The sequence below is a fragment of the Bacillus sp. N1(2025) genome, assembly GCF_053470005.1.
This window is the reverse complement of record NZ_JBLTJB010000003.1, coordinates 51,937-64,471: the sequence shown is the minus strand read 5'-3', so window position 1 is coordinate 64,471 and position 12,535 is coordinate 51,937. Positions and strand designations below refer to the sequence as shown.

Sequence of the window (12,535 nt, the reverse complement as noted above, 5' to 3'; positions counted from 1 at the left end):
CTACCCCTTTGTTCCGCCCGCCGCCAGCCCGGATACAAAGTTCTTTTGGAGAAAAAAGAACAAGATGCATATCGGCAGTGCGGCAAGTATAGCTCCCGCCGCAAACAGGGCGACTTTTTGCTGCTGCGGATTTGAAATGAACGACTGCAACCCTACTGCAATGGTCAGCCTTTCCGGCGAGCGAAGCAAAAACTTCGCCAGCAAATAGTCCCCGAACGGCGCCATAAACGCCCAAAGCGCTTGAACGGCAAGCATCGGCTTCACAAGCGGCAGCACAATGGAGGCAAATATCCTGAAATGCCCCGCTCCATCCATTCGCGCAGCCTCATCAATTTCTCTCGGAACTGTATCAAAATAACCTTTCATCAGCCACGTGTTCATCGGAATTCCGCCGCCGATATAGATCGCTGTCAAAAACCAGTATTGATCAAGAGCGCCTATCAGCATGGCCAATACATAAAAAGCAGTCAGCGCTGCCATTGTGGGCACCATTTGAATGATTAAAAAGAAGACAAGACTCTTTTTTCGCCCCGCAAACCGATAGCGGCTGTACGTATACCCGGCAAGCGTTACAATCGTGACCTGCAATACCATGACTGACAGCGCGATAATCAGCGTATTGCTGTACCAATGAAGATAGAGCGTCTCTTCAAACAGCCGCTTAAAATGATCAAAAGTCCAGGAACCTGAGAAATCGAGCTGAAAAGCCGTCACATTTCCCGCACGGAAAGCGGAGGAAGCCGTAATCAGCAGCGGATATAAAATGACAATGCTTAAAACCAGCAAAAATAAATAGGTGCAGATTTTCGTAAGCATTCCGGCCGTTCTGGAACCCATCTACATCACCTCCTCATTGCCGAAAGCATTTGACTTTTTAAAAGCAATCAGTGAAATTCCAATGACGACGAAAGAAATTAACAATGTCACGGCCGCTGCCACAGCATATTGCGGAGAAGTGCCGGTTGTCAGTTTATAGATCCAGGAAATTAAAATATCGGTCGACCCGGCACCGGCTCCCGCGCTTCCCGGACCGCCTTCATTAAACAAATAGATGATCGAAAAATTATTAAAGTTAAATGTGTACTGTGTAATCATCACCGGTGCCGTCGCAAATAAAATCATCGGTAATGTAATATTGCGAAAACGCTGCATAAAAGAAGCCCCGTCAATCTTTGCGGCTTCATACAATTCACCCGGAATCGACTGCAAGACTCCCGTTACCATGACATAAATATAAGGAAAGCCAAGCCAGGTCTGAATCATAATCAGAGCAGTCTTCGTCCAGAAAGCATCAGTCTTCCACGCGATCGCCGGCAGTTCCACAAACGGCAGGTGGTTAATTAATGGGATCACCTGCGTGTTCATCGCCCCAATACTGTCATTAAAAATATTGGAAAAGCTCATAATTGTGATAAAGGCCGGAACAGCCCATGGAAATAAGAAAATCATTCGGAATATCCGTCTGCCTTTAATAAAATCTTGATTCACAAAAAGTGCCGTCACGATCCCCAAAATGATTTGCAGCGTTGTTGCACAGATTGTCCATATCATGGTCCAGCCCAGTACATTCACAAATGTTTCCCGGTAGGAACCGACAAAAAAGATATTCAAGAAATTTTTAAAGCCGACCCAGTCAATCAGACTGTTAGGCGGTATATGATAAAAATCATAGTTTGTTAAGGCAACAAACAGAGTCACCAGAACAGGAAAAATAATCACAAACACCATCATGAGATATGCCGGCAGTGTAAATAAATAAGGAAACCCTTTATCTCCCGCATGGCGGATGATATCCTTGGCCGCTGTATTCACCTTCAAACCCGCCGCTTTCATAGTGGCGGTATGACGGAAATCATAAACTGAAAAGATATAGAACATGAGAAAAATCAACGTTAAGATCAATTGCAGCGTGCCTTCAATCAGCATAAATAATGAGTGATCTTCACCGGGAACACTTCCCAAGGTAACCAATCCGGTCAGCGCCTCAATACCGAAAACGCATAATTCAACAGCAAACAAACTCGTAATGACCAGAAATAAGATCCCCTTTGATATCTGCTGATTCGCGATCTGTCCAATTCCCGGAATGATCGATAAAAACCATGGCGCCTTCCGTTTTTGGTGTAAAAGTGTATCATCTTTATTCATTTTTCGCCCTCTATTCTTACGGACACTTCCCCTCCGATTTTATTTCACATACTTTTCTTTGATGTTTTCTTTTATGACGTTTACCGCATCATCCGCCGATTTTTTTGCTGTTTTTTTCCCCGAAGCCGCATCAAACATTAAACTTTCAGCGCCAGTCCATACCTCGGCCATTTCAGGAATATTCGGCGCAGGTGCCGCTGACTCATATTGTTTAATAACAGCTGACGCCAGCTCATTTTTTTGCTCCCCCGCTTTCTTCCTTGCGGCTGTGTTGGCCGGAACTTCATTTGTATCCTCATAAAAGGCGTAAGCATTGGCATCATTTGTTGCATACTCAAGCCATTTTTCAGCCAGCTCGGGTTCCTTTGTATATTTTGAAGCAACCCAGCCTTTGCCGCCCGCAAACGGAGCATATTCTTTTCCGTTTGGCAATGTCGGAATAGGAGCGGCGCCATAGTTCAGGCCGGCCTCTTGAAAATTGGCAGCCGACCAAGGCCCGCCGATGATTGCAGCCGCTTTCTTATCCAAAAACATTTGCTGAATAAAATCGTCTGCGCTTGAGTTATCCTGCATGCCTTTTGGCCAATACGTTTTAAACCATTTCTCCGCATATTTCACCGCTTCTGCAGCCCCTTTATTGTTCAGGCCGATATCCCCGGGATCTGTGCCGTTTTTCCCGAATACATATCCGCCGTAACCGGACAGCAAACCGTACGACATATAAAAGTCAGTCCACTTTGCCAAAAATCCCGTTGACTTTCCTTTTTCAGAAGCAAATGAAAACCGGGGATCCTCTGTTAATGTTTCAAGGTCTTTAAATGTTGCCGGCGCTTTTTTTATAAGATCTTTGTTGTAATACAGAACAAGCGTCTCAATCACCAGCGGCATTCCATACACCTTTCCGTTAACCGTTACCTGCTGCATCTCTTTATCTCCAAAGCTTTTTGTATCAGCAGGTTTTAGATCAAGCAAATGGCCTTGCTGCGCCAAACTGCCGATCCGGTCATATGCGGCAAGCATAACGTCAGGCGCATTGCCGGCCGGGCCGTCCAAAGGAAGCGCCTCCAGCTGATCGAACATTTGCTTTTCTGCAATGTTGATTGTGACGTGATTCTCTTTTTCAAACTCTCCTTTAATGCTTTCAATATATTTTTTATAGGTTTCTTCAACGGACACGGTCAGTACCTTTTTGCCGTCAGAGCCGGCCGATTCTTTTGAATTTGAACAGGCCCCGAGACAGAATGCCAAAACTGATGCCGTCAATAAAGCCAATCCCATTTTGACGAACCCCGCCATATCTTTTCCCCCTTTTATTATGAATCTATTACAATTCTACTCTGTTAGAGAAAGCGGTTTCAAAGCCTTTCAGCCTGTTACCGATAACAGAATTCAGACAGGGGCATCAGCGCTTAAAATCAAAAATTCTCCCGGCTGAACAGCAATAGCGGCATCATGTTGAAGGATCTGATCCGTCCACGCATCGTAAACTTTTCTGCTTCTCTCCATATTAAAATCTTGCAAACGGATTTCCCCGGCCCGGTTCCCCTGATTAAAATAGAAAATCAATTGCCTGCCATTGAAAACCCTCGAAAAACTGATACAATCGTTTTGATCATCAAGCAGATGCCACTCAAGACTTCCGTACGTCAATAAAGCGTTTTCTTTTTTGCGTAAGGTGATTAAGCGTTTCATAAAGCTGAGCATTTCCCGGTTTTGCTTTTCCTTTTCCCAAACCATACACTTCCGGCATAATGGATCTCTCCCGCCGTCCAGACCGATTTCCGTTCCGTAGTAGATGCAGGGCGCTCCTGTCTGGGCAAACATAAAGGCCAGCAGAGCGCGGGCTGTTTTCTCATCATTTCCGCACCTTGTCAGAAGACGTTCTGTATCATGGCTGTCCAGTAAATTGAACGTCACCTCGTTGGCCTGCCGCATCCCATTCATCAAGTGCGCGTTTAATCGATAGGCCATGGATGAAGCAGAAATCTCCCGGTCAGCAAAATAAGCAATCATCGGCTCTGTGAAAGGATAATTCATCACAGCGTGAAACTCATCTCCTCTGAGCCAAGGTTCGGAGGAATGCCATATCTCTCCCAAAATATAAAGATCGGGCTTCTCTGCCGTTACCGCCTGCCTGAATGCCTTCCAAAAAGCGTGATCCACTTCATTTGCCACATCTAAACGCCAGCCGTCAATGTCAAATTCACGAATCCAGTACAAAGCAATCTCAAACAAATACCTCTGTACTTCCGGATTAGCCGTATTCAGCTTCGGCATATCAGGCGTAAACGCAAACCTGTCATAATTGTCTTCTTTCACAGGAAAAGAGTGAATATGGAACCAGTCTTTGTAGCGGGACCGGGCCCCGTGTTTTACAACATCCTGCCATTGCGGAGAAGCGCTGCCTATATGATTAAAAACAGCATCAAGCATAATTTTCATTCCCCGCTCATGAAGCCGGCTGACCAATGTCCGGAAAAGCTCCCGATCCCCAAAATGCGGATCGATGGAATAGTAATCCAGCGTGTCATATTTATGGTTGGATGGAGAGGAGAAGATCGGAGTTAAATAAATTCCGTTCACCCCTAATTCTTCTAAATAATCGAGCTTGTCGATAATCCCCTGCAAATCTCCGCCAAAAAAATCATTAACGTCCGGGTCCTTGCTCCCCCAAGGCAGTGCAGCTTCCGGTGACAGGTCTTCTCTTCCATTCGCAAAACGTTCCGGAAAAATTTGATACCAAACCGTTGATTTCGCCCATTCAGGCGCTTGAAATGTATCCGCCTCATGTACAAACGGAAGCTTAAAATAATAATGAATCGTTTCCAGCGTTTTTTTATTTACAGGACAGACCCCTGACGCTCCGAAAAAGATGTTTTCATACTGGTCTGAGACAATAAATGCATATTGCAAACGCCTGAATGGCGGCGACACTTCAGCAAACCAATAATCATGATTTTGGGTTGCGGCTGTTTTTCTCATTGGCTGCTCGGCTGCCGACCATCTGCCGCCGCTGTATTCATAAGGATCGCCCCAAACCAATCGAATCTGATCAGCATCACCTTTTTTCGTCCGGATTTTGATATGCACCGTCCGCCCGTCATAAGAATAAGCATCAGCACTGAACGGCTGATGATGTATTGCGGCATATTCCATCATGTTTCCCCCTTTTTATAGGCTGGCTTATGCTTTGAAGGTAGCATGATGAAATCGGGAGAAGCAATCGTTTTTCTCTTGTTACCGATAACAGAATCAAGCTTTCACAAAGTTGATTCCCGCACAATTAACTCCGGTTCAAAAAACAAATGACCTTGAGCTGCGCCGCCTTCATTCATTTTTTTCAGCAGCATTTTCGCACAGGCCTCTCCCATTTCCACAACCGGCTGTCTGACCGTAGTCAGCCGCGGGGAGGAAATGCGGTCAAGAAAAACACCGTCATTTCCAGTAACGGCCACATCTTCGGGTATTCGTTTTCCGAGTGACTGCACCGCACGAATGACCCCGAGCGCGATTCGGTCGGTGGCGCAGACAAACGCGGCTTGCCGGCCGAGCGTTTTCAAAACTTCTCTTGCCAGGCTTTCGCTTTTTTTTGAACTGTTAGCGATCCGAAACAGCTTCGTTTCTCTGCAGCTCTCTTTCATCGCCCGAATATACCCCTGTTCTCTTGAGCGTTCGAATGGCTCATCCAAATCAATGCCGAAAAAGACAACCTCACGCTCCCCCAGCCCCATGACATGGCGGGTTGCCATAAAAGTCCCTTTTTCGTTATTCACATCGACGAAATCATAGCCCATTTCATTTTCTCCAAATACGACTAACGGCTTTTCAAAAGCTTTGATGACAAATTCAAAATCGGCCTTTCTCAAGCCGGTGGCAATAATGCCGTCGCATTGCCCGATATTGAGTGAATTTCTTGTCACAAGCTGCAAAGCATAATGATGGCGATCCAGCTCCCGGCTGATTCCGGTCAGCAAGTTCATGTAATAGGGTTCGGTCGTATCCATTTCCTCAAGAATCAGCAATTTGACAACCTGTGTTCTGTTTTGCACAAGCGCTCTTGCCGCATAATTAGGGATGTAATTCAGCTCTTTCATTGCGGAATGAACGAGCTTTTTCAGTTCATCTGTTACCGTATCAGGGTGATTAATCACACGTGACACCGTCATTTTCGAAACATTCGCTCTCTTAGCCACATCTGACAACGTCGCCATTTTCCGTCTCCTTCCGCTTTTGCTTAGATAGCCAATCCGAATTAGTTAAATTATACTACGATGGTAATCTGGACATAAAAAAAGATTTCCCTAAGGAAATCTCACATTGTCAAATACACTCGATTTTCATGAAGTCCGCCCGGGACTCACACACATGCCAGATGGCTCTTTTTTTATATTTCCGTCCATTTTTTCTGAAGGATCGGGTACGAGTAATTGTTCATCTGCTCAATCAGCTCATCCGGCCGGGAGGAACTGTGTATCAGTTTTAAATGAGACTCATTCGAAAATCCTTCCTGAATGCTGTACTTGACCATCTTCATCATCGGCTCAAAATACCCGTTCACATTGTACAGCCCGATCGGTTTTTGATGAATGCCGATTTGCGCCCAGCACAGCACTTCAAATAACTCTTCATATGTTCCGAAACCGCCGGGCATGGCAATGTACCCATCGGCAAGTTCACTCATTTTCGCTTTCCGCTCATGCATGCCGCTGACTTCAATCAGCTCCGTCAGATTCTGATGAACAACCTCCCCGCTGAACAGCCCGCTCGGCATGACGCCGACAGCTTTTCCGCCGCCTGCCATTAACGCGTCGGCGACGGTTCCCATCAGACCGACCCGTGAACCGCCGTAAACAAGGCCGATTCCCTGCTCCGCCATATATTCACCCAGTTCGGCCGCTTTGCGTTTGTACTCTTCATTTACCCCCGGGTTTGACCCCGCAAATACACAAATGGTTTTCATTTTTTCATCTCCACATCTATATATGTACATCAATAAATCAAAATACACTATATATTGTCCCATCTCTATATGATAATATCAATAAGAATCATACAGGACATAAGGAGTGTTTCACATGCAGATGGCTGAAGCAGAACGATGGACGAAAGATTTTTACGAAAAACGAGGATGGACGGCGTACGGGCCATTTATCAGAATCGGCTTTTTAATGGAAGAGGCGGGTGAGCTCGCCCGGGCGGTAAGAGCATATGAAATCGGCAGAGACCGGCCGGATGAAAAGGACGCGACCCAGGCTGAACGCAGGCAGGAGCTGATTGAAGAAATGGGTGACGTCCTCGGAAATCTGGCCATCCTTGCCGATAAGTACGGAATCACGTTAGAAGATGCGATGAAAGCCCATCAGGAAAAACTGATCAAACGCTTTGAAACCGAATAAAAACACGGCCTGTCCGCTTTTTCATGGACAGGCCGTATCTGAATTTATCCCGTTATCTCGTCCTGATGCTCAAAGAAATGCTGTTTCCCGATTTTATGAAACAGCCCTGTCTTCCGGATCAGCTCTCTCGGCTGTGATTGCAATCCGACGATCATCAATCTCCCGTTATGCCGTTTGATCCGGTTCATCACATTCCCCAGTACCGCTTCTGCGGAGGTATCCATGTAATGTACATTATTCATCAGCAGAATAAGCGTCTTCGGCTTTTCCTGAAGCCTCTCCAGCAGCGATGATTCCAGTGAATCAATTGAACCGAAAAACAGCGGCCCCTCAATGGAATATGTGCTGACGGACGAATCATTTTTAACCGATTTGACAGCGGCATGCGGTGTTTTGATGCTTGTTGATTCGCTCATTTTTCTGATAAAGAAAACAAAAGCGAGCACGAGACCGGCAGAAACGCCGATGATTAAATCAAACAGAACCGTCAGTAAAAAGGTTGCCGCCAGTACGAATGAATCAGTGTTTTTCAGCCGCATCATATTGGCGACTTCCCTCCGCTCACTCATGTTCCAAGCCACAACCATCAACACCGGCGCCATGCTTGCAAGCGGTACGTGAACGGCAAGCGGGGCGAAGACGAGCAGGACGAGGAGGACGGTGACTCCGTGGACAACACCGGAAATCGGAGAAACTGCGCCGTTTTTAATATTTGTTGCGGTCCGCGCAATCGCTCCCGTTGCCGGTATGCCGCCGAAAAGCGGCGCTGCCATATTGGCGATGCCCTGCCCGACAAGCTCCCTATTGCTGTCATGCCGTGATCCTTTCATATTGTCCGCGACCATCGCCGATAATATGGACTCAAGTCCGCCGAGAAGCGCAATGATCAAAGCAGACGGGAACATCATTATCATGTTATCGATTGAGAAATCCGGAAGCTGAAAAGCCGGGAGCTGCCGCGGAATCTCCCCGTAAGCAGAACCGATTGTCGCCATTTTGTCAGGAAAAAACATGACCGCTGCGGCTGTAGAGACAAGCAGCGCCACAAGCGCGCCCGGAATCTTCGGCATCAGCCTGGCTGATAACAGCAAAATGGCCAAAGCAATTCCCGCGATGAGGATGCTGTACAAATTAAAGGTTCCGATCTTCTTGCCTATTTCCGCAATGTTGAGGATAAAGCTTTCATGCTTTTGGATATCGCGCAGACCGAGAAAATGGGCAATCTGCTCCGAGAAAATCAGCACCGCGATCCCGGCCGTAAATCCGACGATCACCGGCTTCGGCACGAATTTCATAATCTTTCCGAGCTTAAATACGCCAAACAGGACGAGCATGACGCCTGCCATAAAACCGGCTACAAGTAAATTCTCAAAACCATACTGCATCACAATGGCAAATAAAATGGGAACAAACGCCCCCGTAGGCCCGCCGATCTGATATTTAGAGCCGCCCAACAGCGAAATCAGAATTCCGGCCACAATAACGGTGTAAAGCCCGTATTCCGGACCGACCCCCGAGGCGATAGCAAAGGCCATTCCCAAGGGAATCGCTACAATTCCGACCACAATTCCCGCGATTAGGTCTTTCTGAAATTTCTGCAAATTGTATCCCTGATATCTGCCGGTAAATTGCATCGTCAGCTGCATCCTCCTTTGACTGTTTCATAACCGTCAACGACTACATCCAGCGTCCCCGTCCCCGGATCGATCACCAGCCCGTGCACCGGCACCTCTTCAGGCAAGAGCGGATGATGCCTGACCATATTCACGCTGTGGGCCACGCTTTCTTCGACGCTGTGAAAACCGGTCAGCCATGTTTCCAAATCGACTCCCGCATGTTGCAGAAGGCTGAGACATTTGTCCTCCACGCCGCGCTCTTTCGCTTTATTTAATATGGAAGCCGCATTTAATCCCGACATTCCGCACTCGCGGTGACCTATGATGCAGACTTCCTCTGCCTGCAGTTCATAAACGGCAACCAAAATGCTCCGCATGACACTTCCAAATGGGTGAGAAACAATGGCTCCCGCGTTTTTTATGATTTTGGCATCGCCGTTTCTGAGTCCCATCGCCTGCGGCAGAAGCTCCGTCAGCCTTGTATCCATACAGGATACGATGACAAGCTTTTTTTTCGGGAATTTTGTCGTTTGGTAAGGTTCATATTTCCTTTCTTGGACAAACTGCTGGTTGTGCTCCAAAATGCTTGATAAAGAAACCATTTTTCTATTCATCTCCCATCCGATTGTATTGCAAGCCTTCTTACCCAGCTTACAGTAAGGAATTATAGCACAGAAAAAGGCCTCAAAAGCGCTTTCAAAAAAAGACACGATAATTTGACTGTAAATTCAGATTATGTTCATTTATATCTTTCAAAAATAATAAAATTTATCTTTACACCAACCTATAAAGCTTTTGAAAACAGCGGTTCCGCTCATTTTGCCTTCAGAAATATAGGCGGATTCTGTTATTGTTTGGAGAAATCCAGCATGTACGTTTCTTTTTCTTTCATTTTAAGTTCAAAAGAACCAGAAATTTATCGTAATACGTTTGAATATTTCTCACGTTACCGCTTCTCTTATATAATAAAATAGAGAAGAAAGACAAAGGAGGAGAAGCCCGTTGAAACCCTATGTATTCATCGCGAAACCGATACCGCCGGAAGTCGAACAAATGATAGGCGAGCATTGCCGCTATGACATCTGGAAAGAAGATACCATTCCAAAAGAGGAACTGTACGAAAAAATGAAAGATGCTGAAGGGCTGCTGACATCCGGAACGGCGATTGACAGTGATTTACTGGATCACGCGCCGAAGCTGAAGGTCGTCAGCAATAATTCTGTCGGCTATGATAATTTTAATATTGAAGAAATGAAAAGACGCGGGGTTGTCGGCACGCATACACCGTACACGTTAGATGACACTGTCGCTGATCTGGCTTTTTCATTAATTCTGTCTTCCGCCAGACGGGTTGCCGAATTGGATCGATTCGTCCGCGCCGGCAAATGGGGAACCGTTGAGGAAGAATCTCTTTTCGGTATGGATGTCCACCATCAGACATTAGGAATTATCGGCATGGGCAGAATCGGTGAACAAGCTGCCAAACGGGCAAAATTCGGCTTCGATATGGACGTGCTGTATTATAACCGCAGCAGAAAACCGGACGCTGAGAAGGAACTCGGGGTTACATATGCCGACTTAGATACACTGCTGAAAACATCAGACTTTGTGCTGTTAATTACGCCGCTTACTGACGAAACGTATCATATGATGGGAGAGCGGGAATTTAAATTGATGAAAGATACGGCATGTTTCGTCAATATTTCCCGGGGAAAGACGGTTGATGAGAAAGCGCTCATCCGCGCATTGCAGGAGGGCTGGATAAAAGGCGCCGGTTTAGATGTGTTTGAAAAAGAGCCGATCGCCGAAGACAATCCGCTCCTGCAGCTGGAAAACGTCACATTGCTTCCGCATATCGGGTCAGCAACGGCAAAAATCCGCTTGAATATGTTCAAGCAAGCCGCACAAAACATGATTGACGCCGTATACGGAAAAACGCCGAAAAACCTCACGAAGGAATTTCAATGAGATGAAAAATCCCGGCCGTTTCAGCCGGGGTTTATTTTTTTGCTAGATCAAAAGTACTATTTTTAAATTCTTTCTATTCCTTTCTCTCGATGCTGATACAATGAAAAGGAATCAGCTTCACATGATAAAAATGGGAGGTATTGCTTTGAAAAAACGATTATCGTGGATTTCCGTTTGTTTGCTGGTGCTGTTCTCCGCGGCGGGGATGCTGTTTTCCACGGCTGCCAAGACGGATACATCTTCTCACAAGGCGCACACTGAAGCACAGGTTATCAACACGTTTGACGGGGTTGCGGATTATCTTCAGACCTATCATAAGCTTCCTGATAATTACATTACAAAGTCAGAAGCACAGGCCCTCGGCTGGGTTGCATCAAAGGGGAATCTGGCAGACGTCGCTCCGGGGAAAAGCATCGGCGGAGACATCTTCTCAAACAGGGAAGGCAAACTCCCTGCCAAAAGCGGACGGACGTGGCGTGAAGCGGATATTAACTATACATCAGGCTTCAGAAATTCAGACCGGATTCTTTACTCAAGCGACTGGCTGATTTATAAGACGACAGATCATTATAAAACCTTTACAAAAATGAGATAAACACATACAAAAAACGGCTTCCCTGCGGAGGCCGTTTTTTTTGCAGAGAACCTGCGAGCTTCATATAAAATGAGCAGTAAATTTTTCTTCAAACTCTGACCGGTCTATTCTGCTGTTTTCCGCCGTGCCATCGTGTTTTTTTATTGTTATATTGCGTTCAGACAGAACCATGTGCCCTTCCGGTGTCCGCTTAGAAGCAAGCAGGCGTTTGTTGAAAGGAGAGCGTTCATGTTCAAAGATTGTTTGTTTCATAGACTTGAGGTCCTTTTCATCGATTTCTTCAAGCGAAAATGCGTAACCTGTCTGCCAGCCGTCCCCTTTGTTCATTTCAAGCAGGTATGTCCCGAATTCCGTCTCTTCTATCCTCACGCGGAACGCTCCGGCCGCTGATACCGTCTCGTCTCCCGACATCGGCACAGGCTGCATGGCGAGATTGAGGCCGAAGCCTGCATCAGCGATGTACTCATTCCCTCCGGCGGAAAGAAGTACGGCCGCATGTGTGCCGGGCAGCGCCCAGCCGTTTTTCCAGACCGTTCCGCGGATCAATTTGACATCAAATCCGGCATCTTTCAGGATGAAATAAAGCAGTCCGTTCAAGTCATAACAAAGGCCGCCATGAGGTTCCTTCACCATGTGCCGCCACAGCCCTTCTTTCGTGACGTCATATTCTTTTTTGGACAAAACCGCGCGATTTTCAAACGGAAACCGATACGCGAGCGCCTTTAAAAACTCCGGCAGGTTGCTGAAATCGAGGGAATCCTTTTCCCAGCCTATCGTTTGATAACAATCTTTCAGAAACTCATTCATCGTTC

12 protein-coding genes are annotated in these 12,535 nt (G+C 46.5%); 3 read left to right on the top strand and 9 right to left on the bottom strand.

Annotated elements, in window-relative coordinates; translation table 11 throughout:
* The 6 genes from ACNFN4_RS08045 to ACNFN4_RS08020 all read right to left on the bottom strand — a co-directional run bounded on the left by ACNFN4_RS08045 (window position 1) and on the right by ACNFN4_RS08020 (window position 7,108).
* The gene (locus ACNFN4_RS08045) at window positions 1–837 is read right to left on the bottom strand and encodes a sugar ABC transporter permease (RefSeq protein ID WP_014418954.1); all 837 of its coding nucleotides are present in this window, start codon (window positions 835–837) and stop codon (window positions 1–3) included.
* Complete coding sequence (locus ACNFN4_RS08040; protein ID WP_072177058.1) at window positions 838–2,148, bottom strand: carbohydrate ABC transporter permease; 1,311 nt, start codon at window positions 2,146–2,148, stop codon at window positions 838–840.
* Between the two features lie 39 nt (window positions 2,149–2,187).
* Window positions 2,188–3,444 (bottom strand): extracellular solute-binding protein, encoded by a 1,257-nt coding sequence (locus ACNFN4_RS08035; RefSeq protein ID WP_173613778.1) that lies wholly within the window; start codon window positions 3,442–3,444, stop codon window positions 2,188–2,190.
* A gap of 93 nt (window positions 3,445–3,537) precedes the next feature.
* Window positions 3,538–5,307: a glycoside hydrolase family 13 protein gene (locus ACNFN4_RS08030; protein WP_014418957.1), complete on the bottom strand. Its 1,770-nt coding sequence runs from the start codon at window positions 5,305–5,307 to the stop codon at window positions 3,538–3,540.
* Window positions 5,308–5,408: 101 nt separating this feature from the next.
* Window positions 5,409–6,359: a LacI family DNA-binding transcriptional regulator gene (locus ACNFN4_RS08025; RefSeq protein ID WP_014418958.1), complete on the bottom strand. Its 951-nt coding sequence runs from the start codon at window positions 6,357–6,359 to the stop codon at window positions 5,409–5,411.
* Window positions 6,360–6,532: 173 nt separating this feature from the next.
* Complete coding sequence (locus ACNFN4_RS08020; protein WP_014418959.1) at window positions 6,533–7,108, bottom strand: LOG family protein; 576 nt, start codon at window positions 7,106–7,108, stop codon at window positions 6,533–6,535.
* Window positions 7,109–7,223: 115 nt separating this feature from the next.
* Here ACNFN4_RS08020 and ACNFN4_RS08015 point away from each other — a divergent pair, with 115 nt between their 5' ends.
* Window positions 7,224–7,544 (top strand): MazG nucleotide pyrophosphohydrolase domain-containing protein, encoded by a 321-nt coding sequence (locus ACNFN4_RS08015; protein ID WP_014418960.1) that lies wholly within the window; start codon window positions 7,224–7,226, stop codon window positions 7,542–7,544.
* A 44-nt stretch (window positions 7,545–7,588) separates the two neighbouring features.
* On the opposite strand, the gene ACNFN4_RS08010 is transcribed toward ACNFN4_RS08015, so the two are convergent.
* Window positions 7,589–9,178, bottom strand: a complete 1,590-nt coding sequence (locus ACNFN4_RS08010; RefSeq protein WP_448200147.1) for a SulP family inorganic anion transporter — start codon at window positions 9,176–9,178, stop codon at window positions 7,589–7,591.
* A 2-nt stretch (window positions 9,179–9,180) separates the two neighbouring features.
* Complete coding sequence (locus ACNFN4_RS08005; protein ID WP_003151503.1) at window positions 9,181–9,762, bottom strand: beta-class carbonic anhydrase; 582 nt, start codon at window positions 9,760–9,762, stop codon at window positions 9,181–9,183.
* A 400-nt stretch (window positions 9,763–10,162) separates the two neighbouring features.
* On the opposite strand from ACNFN4_RS08005, the gene ACNFN4_RS08000 reads away from it, so the two are divergent.
* Together ACNFN4_RS08000 and ACNFN4_RS07995 are read left to right on the top strand one after the other, a co-directional pair.
* A complete protein-coding gene (locus ACNFN4_RS08000) occupies window positions 10,163–11,128 on the top strand; it encodes a 2-hydroxyacid dehydrogenase (RefSeq protein WP_012118532.1) in 966 nt (321 codons plus the stop codon).
* Between the two features lie 205 nt (window positions 11,129–11,333).
* Entirely contained in the window at window positions 11,334–11,723 is a 390-nt protein-coding gene (locus tag ACNFN4_RS07995; RefSeq protein ID WP_223204413.1) for a ribonuclease, read from the top strand.
* 60 nt (window positions 11,724–11,783) lie between these two features.
* Here the strand turns inward: ACNFN4_RS07995 and ACNFN4_RS07990 are convergent, their stop codons facing one another.
* Window positions 11,784–12,530, bottom strand: coding sequence for an arylamine N-acetyltransferase family protein (locus ACNFN4_RS07990; protein WP_007407420.1), 747 nt, complete (start codon window positions 12,528–12,530; stop codon window positions 11,784–11,786).
* Between the last annotated feature and the right edge of the window lie 5 nt (window positions 12,531–12,535).

Excerpts from the sequence above, each read along its gene's own strand:
- ACNFN4_RS08045 (WP_014418954.1), bottom strand. The coding sequence starts at position 837 with ATGGGTTCCAGAACGGCCGGAATGCTTACGAAAATCTGCACCTATTTA.
- ACNFN4_RS08040 (WP_072177058.1), bottom strand. The coding sequence starts at position 2,148 with ATGAATAAAGATGATACACTTTTACACCAAAAACGGAAGGCGCCATGG.
- ACNFN4_RS08035 (WP_173613778.1), bottom strand. The coding sequence starts at position 3,444 with ATGGCGGGGTTCGTCAAAATGGGATTGGCTTTATTGACGGCATCAGTT.
- ACNFN4_RS08030 (WP_014418957.1), bottom strand. The coding sequence starts at position 5,307 with ATGATGGAATATGCCGCAATACATCATCAGCCGTTCAGTGCTGATGCT.
- ACNFN4_RS08025 (WP_014418958.1), bottom strand. The coding sequence starts at position 6,359 with ATGGCGACGTTGTCAGATGTGGCTAAGAGAGCGAATGTTTCGAAAATG.
- ACNFN4_RS08020 (WP_014418959.1), bottom strand. The coding sequence starts at position 7,108 with ATGAAAACCATTTGTGTATTTGCGGGGTCAAACCCGGGGGTAAATGAA.
- ACNFN4_RS08015 (WP_014418960.1), top strand. The coding sequence starts at position 7,224 with ATGCAGATGGCTGAAGCAGAACGATGGACGAAAGATTTTTACGAAAAA.
- ACNFN4_RS08010 (WP_448200147.1), bottom strand. The coding sequence starts at position 9,178 with ATGCAATTTACCGGCAGATATCAGGGATACAATTTGCAGAAATTTCAG.
- ACNFN4_RS08005 (WP_003151503.1), bottom strand. The coding sequence starts at position 9,762 with ATGGTTTCTTTATCAAGCATTTTGGAGCACAACCAGCAGTTTGTCCAA.
- ACNFN4_RS07995 (WP_223204413.1), top strand. The coding sequence starts at position 11,334 with ATGCTGTTTTCCACGGCTGCCAAGACGGATACATCTTCTCACAAGGCG.
- ACNFN4_RS07990 (WP_007407420.1), bottom strand. The coding sequence starts at position 12,530 with ATGAATGAGTTTCTGAAAGATTGTTATCAAACGATAGGCTGGGAAAAG.